10 protein-coding genes are annotated in these 12,054 nt (G+C 50.2%); 1 reads left to right on the top strand and 9 read right to left on the bottom strand.

What is annotated here, in order from left to right:
• On the top strand, window positions 1–649 hold a 649-nt coding region (locus LRL22_RS08325; RefSeq protein ID WP_270905156.1), incomplete at its 5' end, for a pyruvate kinase.
• 522 nt (window positions 650–1,171) lie between these two features.
• On the opposite strand, the gene fucO is transcribed toward LRL22_RS08325, so the two are convergent.
• The 9 genes from fucO to LRL22_RS08280 form a co-directional block, all read right to left on the bottom strand.
• Complete coding sequence (gene fucO / locus LRL22_RS08320) at window positions 1,172–2,320, bottom strand: lactaldehyde reductase (RefSeq protein ID WP_270905155.1); 1,149 nt, start codon at window positions 2,318–2,320, stop codon at window positions 1,172–1,174.
• Window positions 2,321–2,428: 108 nt separating this feature from the next.
• Entirely contained in the window at window positions 2,429–2,857 is a 429-nt protein-coding gene (gene fucU, locus LRL22_RS08315; protein ID WP_270905154.1) for an L-fucose mutarotase, read from the bottom strand.
• Window positions 2,858–2,866: 9 nt separating this feature from the next.
• The gene (locus LRL22_RS08310) at window positions 2,867–3,709 is read right to left on the bottom strand and encodes a class II aldolase/adducin family protein (protein WP_270905153.1); all 843 of its coding nucleotides are present in this window, start codon (window positions 3,707–3,709) and stop codon (window positions 2,867–2,869) included.
• Complete coding sequence (gene fucK, locus LRL22_RS08305) at window positions 3,706–5,154, bottom strand: L-fuculokinase (protein WP_270905152.1); 1,449 nt, start codon at window positions 5,152–5,154, stop codon at window positions 3,706–3,708. The genes LRL22_RS08310 and fucK overlap by 4 nt, the downstream gene beginning before the upstream one ends.
• A gap of 66 nt (window positions 5,155–5,220) precedes the next feature.
• The gene (locus tag LRL22_RS08300; RefSeq protein ID WP_270905151.1) at window positions 5,221–6,999 is read right to left on the bottom strand and encodes an L-fucose isomerase; all 1,779 of its coding nucleotides are present in this window, start codon (window positions 6,997–6,999) and stop codon (window positions 5,221–5,223) included.
• 9 nt (window positions 7,000–7,008) lie between these two features.
• Entirely contained in the window at window positions 7,009–8,328 is a 1,320-nt protein-coding gene (gene fucP / locus LRL22_RS08295) for an L-fucose:H+ symporter permease (protein ID WP_270905150.1), read from the bottom strand.
• Window positions 8,329–8,370: 42 nt separating this feature from the next.
• Window positions 8,371–9,108, bottom strand: coding sequence for a DeoR/GlpR family DNA-binding transcription regulator (locus LRL22_RS08290; RefSeq protein ID WP_270905149.1), 738 nt, complete (start codon window positions 9,106–9,108; stop codon window positions 8,371–8,373).
• Between the two features lie 881 nt (window positions 9,109–9,989).
• A complete protein-coding gene (locus LRL22_RS08285) occupies window positions 9,990–10,391 on the bottom strand; it encodes an H-NS family histone-like protein (RefSeq protein WP_270905148.1) in 402 nt (133 codons plus the stop codon).
• 486 nt (window positions 10,392–10,877) lie between these two features.
• Window positions 10,878–11,612, bottom strand: a complete 735-nt coding sequence (locus LRL22_RS08280; RefSeq protein ID WP_270905147.1) for an inovirus Gp2 family protein — start codon at window positions 11,610–11,612, stop codon at window positions 10,878–10,880.
• Window positions 11,613–12,054 lie beyond the last annotated feature (442 nt).

Genomic DNA, 12,054 nt, shown 5'->3' with positions numbered 1-12,054 from the left:
GGTAATCTTCGCCCAGAAGATGATCATCGCCAAGTGCAACAAGGCCCGCAAAGTGGTTATCACTGCCACCCAGATGCTGGACTCCATGATCAAGAACCCGCGTCCGACCCGTGCCGAAGCCGGCGACGTGGCCAACGCCATCCTGGACGGTACCGACGCAGTGATGCTGTCCGGTGAGTCCGCCAAGGGTAAGTACCCGCTGGAAGCCGTGACCATCATGGCCACCATCTGCGAGCGTACCGATGCCGTGATGCCGTCCAACCTGTCTGCTTCTAACGACAGCAACAAGCTGCGCATCACCGAAGCCGTATGTAAAGGTGCGGTAGAGACCTCCGAGAAGCTGGACGCCCCGCTGATCGTGGTTGCCACCGAAGGCGGCAAGTCTGCCAAGGCTATCCGCAAGTACTTCCCGAAAGCCTGGATCCTGGCGATCACCACCAACAAGAAGACCGCTGCCCAGCTGGTTCTGACCAAGGGTGTGGTTGCTCACGTGGTTGACAGCATCGCCTCTACCGACGATTTCTATCGCATCGGTAAAGAAGCCGCGCTGGAAATCGGCATGGGCCAGAAAGGTGACGTTGTTGTGATGGTCTCCGGTGCTCTGGTACCGAGCGGCACCACCAACACCGCTTCTGTTCACGTTCTGTAACGACTGGCTGTTATAATCCAAACCATTTCTGTAGATATTGGTTGAAGAGACCCCGTTCCATTATCTCCTGAAGCTACTGCTGCACTAGATAAGGTTCGGGATCTGTTGGTGAATACTTTGCCATTTGGTATGTACAATTCTAGTTATCACCCGACACTGGTTTGAGACCAGTGTCTCTTTTAGACTGCTTTCTCCTTCAGCATCAATTTTCATCTCTTGTTGAACATGCAGTGGGGACTCTTTCTTCCCATCATCCTGATCTTGATACAATTTGTTCATCCAATAAGGTTCTACTCTGCAACTTGATAGAACAATTATTCTGTTGTCTATGCCACCTACTTTATCCGAGATAAAATCCATTCCAGCAGCATTTGCTGCTGTCATCTAGCGAGTAACGTCATCTGGAGTGCATTTTCTGTATCCGAGATGCAATCGCCCTCCCTATTTTCTCTAGCGAAAAGACCTTGGTGGGTTCTCAAGATAGCAAGGCCCTTTACATTAATTCTTGACTCCCAGATGAAGCTACATTGCTAGGGTGTAAAGATGCTCGACCTGTTTGGCATCTGCAGTTCTGGGATTACCTGGCGCACAGGGGTCCGCCAATGCTTTGTTGATCCAGCCATCGATATCACTTTTCTTGACTCCCAGTAGACCGAACCCAGCAGGGATCCCAACCTTGGTAGAGAGTGTTTTGATGGCATCAATGGCAGCGATACTCGCGGCCTCTTCACTCATCTGCCGGGTATCAACCCCCATGGCCTGAGCGATACGGGCAAAGCGAGCAACACAAACAGGCCGGTTGAACTCGCAAATCACAGGTAGCAATATCGCATTGCACACACCATGGGGCAGATCGTGGGTTGCTCCAGGCTGATGGGCTAGCGCATGTACCAATCCCAGTCCCGCACTGTTGAACGCCATGCCAGCCAGATATTGCCCAAACGCCATCATTTCACGCCCCTCGATATCATCGCCATGCATGACCGCCTGAGGCAGGTAGCGACTGATCAGGCTGATCGCTTCCAGCGCTGAGTGGTCGGTCAAGGGATGAGCCCCTTTTGCCACATAAGCCTCTATCGCATGCGTAAGCGCATCCATGCCGGTTGCCGCCGTCACAGACTGCGGAATGTTGAGCATGATGGCCGGATCATCCACTGCGACATCAGCAATGATCCGGGTATCGATAATCACCTCTTTGACCTGCTTCATCGGATCGGTAATGACGGCATTGCTGGTCACCTCGGCGGCCGTTCCTGCCGTAGTATTGATCGCTACCAGAAACGCCCCTTCACGCTCAACCTTACCCACTCCGCTATAGCGGGTAATGGGACCCGGATTGGCGGTCAGGATCTTGATCCCCTTGGCCGCATCAATGGCGCTACCACCACCGATAGCGATCAGGTAATCGCACCCATTCTCACAAAAAGCCTGATAACCAGCATCGACCACGGTCACTGTTGGATTGGGCATCACCTCATGGTAAAGGGCATAATCCATCTCCTTCGCTGCCAGCACCTCGAGCAAGGGGTCTAGCAGACCGAGACGATATAGATCGCGGTCTGTCACGACCAACGCCTTGCTCAAGTTGTGTTGCTGCAGATAGGTCATGGCATCTGCAATCGCACCTTGACCATGAAAACTGATTTTTGGCATTGCCAGCATAAAGCTCATCTTGATTCCCTCAATGTTGTATCGATAGCTAAGAGCAGGCGTCTCTTAGCTATCCACACATCTGTGTGAAAAATGGGGCGGCGCAGTCAACTGCGCCACCTCACGAGGTTAACTTTCAGGGGTTACCCCTTTTTTAAGCAGGATGTTGCCGTACTTGGCGCACTCGCCAGTGACGACGATGGCAAATGCCTTGCTGGCTCGTTCATAAAAGGCAAACCGATCGATCCGCTCGACCTGCAGACCGACACGAGCATCGGCCAAGGCTGCGAGATAGCGTCGCTCTACATTTGGGTCTAACTCATCCCCCGTGACAGCTGCCATCATCACCAGCGGCGGCGCATAACTGTCGAGCTCAAAGAGTGGCGCCATGGCCTTGAGCAAATGATCGACACCCAAGCCATCCATCCGGATAACCTGTGGTCCCATGCTGTGGGCCGGAAAGTGGGCATCCGCCAGAATAATTTCATCGCCATGTCCCATCTGGGCCAACACCTTCAGCAGCTCAGGGCTGATGAGAGGAGAAATACCTTTCAGCATCATGGCTCCTTAGCGGGTCTGTAACGGGCGACCGGCAAACTCGTTGGCATTGAACAGCTTATTGTCAGTGCGTTTGGCTCGCGCATCAGGCATGCCAAGGGCGAGCCGGATATTGATGAAGTCTCGCATTGAGGCGGCATCCACTCGGGTAATAGGCTTTTGCAGTTCGGTAGCCAGCAGCAGAATGCGGCAATAGGCATCGACGTTTTCCAGCTTCCAATAAGCATCTTCCACATGGTCACCCCAGACGATGACACCATGGTTCTCCATGAAAATGCATTGATGGTCGAGGGACGTCTCACCCACGTTATGGGCATTCTGCTCGCTACCTGGCGTGGCATAGGCTGCCAGCCCTACTTCCCCAAAGAAGATGTCAGGTTCAGGCATGATGCCGGTGGGAGGCACAGACCCGGTGATCAAAAAGGCATTGGCATTGGCCGGATGGGCATGAACACAAGAGCGGGCTCCGCTGGTTTTCATGATGGCAAGATGGGTCTTGATCTCGCTGGTTGATGGACGAATTCCTGCTTTTTGGCGACCGTCCATATCAACCAGACAGATATCTTCCGGTGTCATAAACCCTTTGCTGATAAGGGTTGGGGTACAGAGCACCAAATTGTCACCGACCCTGACCGAGATATTGCCGCCATTGCCATCGACATACTCTTTTTGCCACAAGCGGCGGCCGATATCGCAAATACGCTGCTTGATGAGCTCGATAGTGTCGCTGTAGAAAAAGGCATGTACCTCCTCTTGCGTGACGGGATCCGCCCCCTCCTCCCAGTGGTAGATGAAATTGGGTAAGGGAGGGTTAATGCTCCACTCCTGACGAGTATCGTTATGTGCGTTCATAATGTGGATTCCTTATAGATGGCTTGATAGCGCGCACTGTCTGCTGCGGGCTCAAAAGTAATGAAATTGGTAATGATGGCTTGGCGGGCAGCATCAACATGGGGGTGTACGCCAGAGCCAGCCATCGCATAAATGGCAGCCCCCAGGACGGTGGTTTCTGGCTCATCAATGGCAAGGACTGGGAGTCCGAGCACATCAGCCTTGATTTGGTTCCAAAGCGGGTTGCGTGAACCGCCCCCTACCAGCAGCAGGCGATCGGTATTGAACTGGCCTATTTGTTCGAGTTGGCCCAACTGTTTTTTCAGCACCATAGCCAACGCTTCCAGGGCTGCGCGATAAAAGTGACCACGAGTGGTATCCAGCGACAAACCCGAAAAGGTTCCCTGACCAATCCCCTCGGCATTGGCCAGCAGATTGGGGTTCATTCGCACGCCGTCACAACCTGCAGGAATTGCCGTGGCTTCGTCGATCATCTGTTGATAATCGCTGCCCCCCGGCCAATAGAGCTGACGAACCCACTCCAACACGCCGGATGCCAGCCATTGCAAACCTGGATTGAACAGACCGGTCTGGGCATCCAGTTCACAGGTTGAACCCGTAATGGCAGGTAGAGTGGCTGTATCGACGGCTTGGCTACGAACCATCAGGATCTCCCAGGTCCCGGATGAGAGAACTGGTTGACTGACGGCGGCCCCTGAACCCACCAGCGCAAACTGGGTGTCATGGCCTGCAGCAATGACCGGGATACCCTCAGGCAGCCCCAAGAAGGCCGCCAACGTACCTTGCAAGGGACCAATTACCTCCCCCGCTTCAACCATGGCCGGAAACAGACTGGCAGGCACATCGATGGCATCCAGAATGGTGGTGCTAAAGCACTCCTGCTTGAGATCCAGCAGTTGGCTTGTACCCGCCATGGTGCGATCCGTTGTAAATCGACCGGTTAATCTGTGGTTGATCAGTGAGGAGATAAACAGCCATGCATGGGCCTGCGCGAAGAGCTCGGGTTTGTTCTCCTTCAGCCAGATCAGCTTGTAGAGGGTATTGAAACTGAAATGACCGATACCGGATTCCCGCTGCAAGAGTTCGGGGTCAATATAGCGATGGACCTGTTCCATCACTGCGACAGTGCGTGGGCATTTCCAGCTGATAATGGGATACAGCAACTGTCCCTGACGATCTACCAGTGCTCCATCGACGCCAAACGTGGTGACCGTGATAGCGCGGACAGTTAAACCCGTCAGTTGGGGGGCAAGCTGCTCACAACAAACTTTAAAGCGTTGCAGAATTTCATCGAGTGACCACTGATGCCAATGGCTATCTTCAGCAGCCGCCTGGGTGGCATTGGCAACCGCAGCCTTGGCAATAATCTGGCCCTGCTTTCCTACTGCGATAGCCCTGACATTGGTCGCACCGCAGTCGAGAACAATAACAACATCTTGTGACATAACAGATCCTTACAACGAATCACCAAAGGATGGGGGTGGTGACAAGCCACCCCCTGTCACGGGACATTAGCGATAGAGCGGGCCGTAATTCTGGCAAGCGCGGTAGTCCTGACCTTCGACGTCCATACCATGCGCACCCCAGGCGGATGGGCGCAGCAAGGCCGCCTCATCCAGGTTGTGCATACAGACAGGGATGCGCAGCATGGATGCCAGGGTGATCAACTCATGACCCACATGACCAATGGTCAGTACACCATGGTTAGCCCCCCAGTTGGCCATGACCGAATAGACATCACGGAAGGGACCCTTACCGGTCAAGCGAGGAGCAAACCAGGTGGTGGGCCAGGTTGAGTTGGTACGCGCATCCAAGGTGTTATGCACATCGGTGGGCAGTTCGACACTCCACCCCTCAGCGATCTGCAAGACCGGACCTATCCCCTTGATCAGATTGATGCGGCTCATGGTGAATGGCATGCCGCCCTTTGTCAGATAGCGGGTTGAGAAACCACTCCCCCGGAAGTATTCGTCAATAGCCGGACACCACTGGGTGGCCCCCAGACATGCCTTGATATCTTCAGGGGTGACCTCCCAATGAGGCTTGATGGTAGGCATGCCTTTGGCATCTTTTTGTTGTCCAGTACCATCGAGCGCGGCAGAGCCAGAGTTAATCATGTGAATGATGCCGTGTTCGGCAGCGCCCGTAAGCTGATGGCCAGTAACACGCGTCACGGCGTCAGGTGACCAATAGGTGCGCACATCGCAGAAGATCTGGGCTGTGCCAGTCAGACCATAACCCAGCAGCATAGTCATGGCGTTTAGGCTGTCGTTTTCGGTGCCCATGATGAGTGGTGCGCGGGCACCATTCCAATCGAAAGAGCTGTTGAGCAAGGTCTCCGCGGTATCACCGTTGGGATATTGATCCGTCCAATGACGTTGGCCCTGAAAGCCGCCCACAATAGCGTTATAACCCAACGCCTCTTCACCAAAGCCGAGTTCAGCCAGTTTGGTGTTGCCCTGCATCATGTCTCGCATGCAGATCGCCATCAGCAAACTTTCGCGCAACACCCCCTTCTTCTGCTGCGGTGAGCACTGCCGCTCCTGTGGGTTGAGATCCTGCCCTTCATTGAAGTGTTGACCAGCCCATTCCATGGCGAGATCCAGCTCCTGCGGATCATATATTCCCTTGTCCATCCGGCGTCGCAGCTCAGTCATATCGACGGCCTGTACCTTCATGCCGAAATACTCTTCAAAGAAGGTGTGATCCAAGATAGAGCCAGCAATCCCCATGGAGACGCCACCGAGGGAGAGGTAACTTTTACCACGTAGGGTTGCAACTACCAGACCGGCACGGGCAAAACGCAGCAATTTATCCTGCACATCTCGCGGGATGGTTTTGCAATCCGCGTCCTGTACATCCTGACCATAGATGGAGAAAGCGGGGAGCCCTTTCTGGTTGTGACCGGCCAAAGCGGCCGCCAGATAAACCGCCCCCGGCCGCTCAGTGCCGTTGAAACCCCAGATGGCTTTCGGGCGAAATGGATCCATATCGATGGTCTCACTGCCATAACACCAGCAGGGGGTGACCGTGATAGTGAGCCCAACATTGTGCGCCTTGAACTTCTCTTCACACACGGCTGACTCTGCCATGCCGCCAATGGTGCTATCGGCAATGACGCAAGTTACACGTTCACCACTAGGGTGGCGTAGATGCTCGCTCAGGAAATCTGCGGTCATACGAGCCATGGTCATGGTTTGCTCTTCAAGGGATTCACGAACCCCCATGCGACGACCATCAATGGTAGGTCGAATGCCGATAGTGGGTAATGCGCCAATTAATTTGTTCATGTCTGATCCTTATGCCTTGTGACCTTTGAAACCGAAGTGGATGAGGTAGATAAAACCGATAAGTGGAATAATGAATGCCATGCGTATGCCAGCCATGTCTGATATTTGACCCATGATGGCAGTCAAAACTGCGCCCCCCAGGATGGCCATGATGAGACAGCTGCCACCAAACTGGGTGTCCTTGCCAAGACCATGTACCGAGAGACCAAAAATGGTGGGGAACATCAGCGACATACAAGCCGATACGCCAATCAGGCCATAGACTCCGGCCATACCGCCGATCATCATCACCACCAGCAGACAAATCACAGCGCCAGCGGCAAGCAGACCCAGCAACCGAGCGGGAGAAATGAATTTCATCAGTGCGGTACAGACGAATCGGCATGCAGAGAAGATCACAATGGAGGCCAGTAGATAGGTAGATGCGTCGGCTTCATTGCCGCCGACTTCTGTCATGACATAGCGGATGGTGTAAGACCAGCAACCGATTTGGGCGCCAACATAGAAGAATTGACCAAGTACCCCGCGCACAAAGTGCCGCTTGGCTAACAGGCGGGCAAAACTCCCCTTGAGATCAAGACCGTTGTTGTTGGCATCATGGGCCACAGGCATTCGAGTGAAGGCGATCGCCAGCCAGACTGCAACGATGACCAAAGCAACGACAACATATGGCCCCATCACTGCCGCCAGCTCACCGGTTTGAATTTGGCCAAGCTCATCGGCTGACATCAGTGCTCGTTCGGCATCGGTGGCCGGATTGAGTTGCGAGAGAATGTAGAACTTGCCGATCAGGACGCCGGTAATAGAACCGATTGGGTTAAACGATTGCGCGAGGTTCAGACGACGAGTGGCTGTATCCTGTGGGCCCATTGCGATGATATAAGGGTTGGCGCTGGTTTCTAGAATGGAGAGTCCGCCAGCCAGCACAAACAAGGATGCAAGGAAGGGACCATATGTCATTATCTGACTGGCTGGGTAGAACATCAGAGCACCAGTGCAAAACAACCCTAATCCTAATAATACTCCAGCCTTGTAACTGAACCGTTTAATAAATAGCGCGGCAGGCAATGCGAGACAAAAATAAGCACCATAAAAAGCAGTTTGCACCAATCCAGATTGCATATCAGTCAAGGTAAATACCTTTTTGAATTGTGCAATCAAAACATCCGTCATGTTATTTGCCAATCCCCATAGCGCAAAACAACTGGTCAGCAGTATGAACGGTATCAATATGCTCCTGGGTACCACCTGATGAGATATACCCATGCTTTCGGGCACAATATCATCGCGACTGTTTTCACAAACAGCGGTTTGGGATGTATTAGCCATAATGTAAACTCCATGTGTTTTTATTGCGTAGGATATGAGGTTCTATTTTTTGTTGTATCTGTTTAACTGCCTTACATTACTTTCGATTTTTTCTGTCAGGACTACATCTAGGTCACTAAATTGACAGATCCTGACAATTCCGGAACGATTTTCTTTATGAGAATCGGCTAGCAATACCTTCTGCTTCGCGGAAGCTAGCATCACTTTCTTGGTCGAGGCATTAATCTCATTGTTTTCCCAAATACCGCTGGTAGCGCTGTATGCTGAGCAGGAGAGAAACAGTGTATCCACCCGGTACTGGCTGATATTGCCACTAGCAATGGTGCCGACAAAGGCAGCATATTTTTCTGAGTACTCACCACCGATGGCGATGGTTTTGATGTTTCTCTTTACTGCCAGGCTCAACACATTTCTAAATGAATTCGTGATCACCGTTAGTGATATATCTGGTAGCGCCTCTGCCAAATACCAACAAGTAGAGCTGGCATCAAGCATGATCATGTCACCTGGTTTAATCAGTGCCAATGCTTTATAGGCAATCAACTTTTTTTCTATAGAACGTTCATGTTTACGTTTATTAAATGCCAAGCCAGCATCTGCATTATCAAGAGATATTGCTCCACCATGCACTCTTTTTACGGAGCCATTAGATTCCAATTCTTGCAAGTCACGTCTAATTGTTTCCGGTGATACAGAAAAACGTTCTGAAAGTTCCTTAACTGTGACTGAACCAGCCTGAACAACATATTTTTCTATATCAACAACGCGAGGTGACAACATAATTAGCCTTGGTTTGTTATGGTGCACTAATTATAAGGGCATGACTCTTGGCATATATGTGATCTGGCGCAGACTTTCCCGGTTGTGAAACGGGCAAGATCCAGACAAAACGGGCACAAAGCCACAAACAAGATGACCATATCTTATTGAAAAATATATATTTGAATGAAAATAGAGCACGCCCAATCATCGTCAATCAACCCACAAACAGGCAGTTTTCAAACGCAGAATATTGAAATAGCTCACAACGAAAAAAGTATGAGAATCCACAGATAACTAAAGAGGCAAGGCTCGTCCTATTGACTTATTGGCTAATCTTCTATCTGAAAGATACGCACCTGCCCCCCAAAGACTCGAGGACACTCCATCCAGATCTGTTTATGCTATGACTGTGCAGCCCGTCATTCTTAAAGCCTGCATCGCCTAGCAACAGTGATACGAAGTGCTGTCTTAATTGTTTCCGTGAGTCAGATAGGGTCACTCATCTATGGCTTCATACCTGCCAGAATTGATAACTGCCAATGCCAGCCGTAGGTATCCCAGTCCGTACGAACATGGGTATTTGACTTTTACATAACAGAAGTGGTGAACCCCTATCATCTGTATTATTGGGTATAAACATTGGTGTTGTGATGGGATTGATTATCGGTAGTACGGGAGCGAGCTTGGCAAAGGTGAGCCTGCTCAAGTTAATCTTCATAACACCGATGATAAAGGCATACCTCACCGTGAGGTGAGGGGATAGCACTGATTACCTCACCCGACTACTGCTTTTATTAATATCAAAAGGGCTTCTGGAAAGAAGCCCCTTAATACGGTAGAAATGAATAGGCTCAAGCTCCTTGAGCTGCTGCATGCAAATCCCCAACAATCTACATCAGTTAGATAAGAAACTCATCCAGCTGACGACCTTGTTCCAATTGTTGTACCAAGAACTTGGGGGTACGACCCTGACCGGTCCAGGTTTTCTCTACACCATTTTCGACATAACAGTATTTCGGGGGCCGAGGTGCTCGCTTGGTTTTAGTCGCAACCGCTGCTGCCGGGGTACTCCCCACCAACTCAGTCGGGTCGATACCAGCTTGAGCCAGCATTGCTTGGAACTCAGCCAGTTTTTGCTGGTGCTCAGCTTGGGCTGCTTGCTCTTTCTCTGCCTGCTCCAACCGTTCCAGATAAATCGCTTCAATCTTCTCGTGGGCTTCTTTGACTTGTTCCAGAGACAGCTCACGCAGTGCGGCTCGCAAGCTACGGATGTTCAATAAGACTTTCAAAAATTCACTCATCAATAGCCTCTCGTTCAATAGTTCGAATAATCGTGAAAACACTATTAGTTTCCATAATACAGTATATCAAGCTTACAGATATAAGAACCAGCAATACTGCAGATAACATTTTAATCACACGAATGAATTTTTATCCGCTGTGTAAACAGTATACCTGTTAGATAAATAGTACAGTCGCGATGCCATCACGCTGTACCAAGGTCCCTACCGATACAGGCCTTGTATACACTCAAGCGCGAACAAACAATCCCCCTCGTTCTTCCCTATGATGTCGATGTCATCAATGCTCCTGCACACATTACAGCACGATTGGCAAAGATGACTTGATGTCACTCTTTGTGTGTTGCAATGCAGGCTGCAGCCTGGCAATAAATTACGCCATTTCAATGAAATCAAGCGAGATACCCAAAACATACTATTGACTATCAAACACTTTCCTACACTAATGCTGCGCTCGCAGTGATATCGTAGTATGACCACTACTGATCATGCCTCCTGCATGAATAACCGCAACAACCTTGTGTGCAAAATTCTTGCCCGTTGCCCAAGAGGCTGAAGGTCTACTTTCTTGACATTACCTATCGCTTGACTACAACTGAAACTACGTGTACTCAGCAATTTAGAATGCAGCTTAAAAAAATATGCAATTCTGAGCAAAAAAGCATAATAATTTTCATTGTCCAGCGTAGCATCAACACGAGTAAGCCAATACTGGTTAGCAGGGAAATGCACCAAGGCCTGGTATGCAGAAGGTGAAAGCTGTAAGGCGCTGCACCAGGCTTTACGAATACGTCCTACCATGTTATTTGCATCCGAGGTATCAAAACTACCAAGAAAGGCATAGTCATCTTTATTAAAAAGTAGAATCAAGTGGTAATGAGGAAAGCCACTTGCATCCTGCTCTTTTACCCAGATATATCCAAAGGGCGCTGGAGTACCCTGCTTACCTTTACGGCGATGTTCTGCTAGCAACTGACTCTCAAGAGACGCAAAGAAGCGCGTAATCGCTTTGGCGTCAGCTCTGGGAAAGCAAGTTGGCATGTCTGGCGCATCCACTGAAACCATCTGAGGGAAATGCAAATCAACACGAATAGCAAAAACGCGTGGAAATACTCTCAAGAAGTCATCAATAACCTCTATTGCCCTTTTCAGCTGTACCGATGAAATCTCACCATACTTGGCATTAGCCTCGGCGAGCAACTGCTCAAACTTATCAGACATAATAATACTCATATTGTAAACGCATAGTCATTCTTGGGAAGGTATGGTTATCCCATGCCAATTAAATGAAAGTGAGTGGCATTTAGCTCTCATGAATGAGATGGACATGTAAAATTTTACCGTAGATTATTACTCCCTGTTGTGTATATAGCTAATCGTTTGTACGTCAGATACAAGCCTGATGCATATCTGATTGGTATACACTTCGTGTGTATATCACATGCTCTCGTTGGTATACTCTGTGATACACTCTGGTGGTGTATCATTCTCTCCCTCGATATATCTCCTACATCCTCTACCTTAGTGTATATATTACTATTACCAAACTTATCGACCTCCTAAATCATCGGGGAATACGTGACTGTTTTAAATAAATCTCCACTAATACTGGTTGTTAAGGCAAGAAAGTTACTCTGAACTTAGCTTGCACTCTGTTCTCTGG

It is taken from the genome of Aeromonas sp. PI_26 (genome assembly GCF_027854445.1).
Classification (GTDB): Bacteria; Pseudomonadota; Gammaproteobacteria; order Enterobacterales; family Aeromonadaceae; genus Aeromonas; species Aeromonas veronii.
This window is presented reverse-complemented; position numbering and strand designations above follow the sequence as displayed.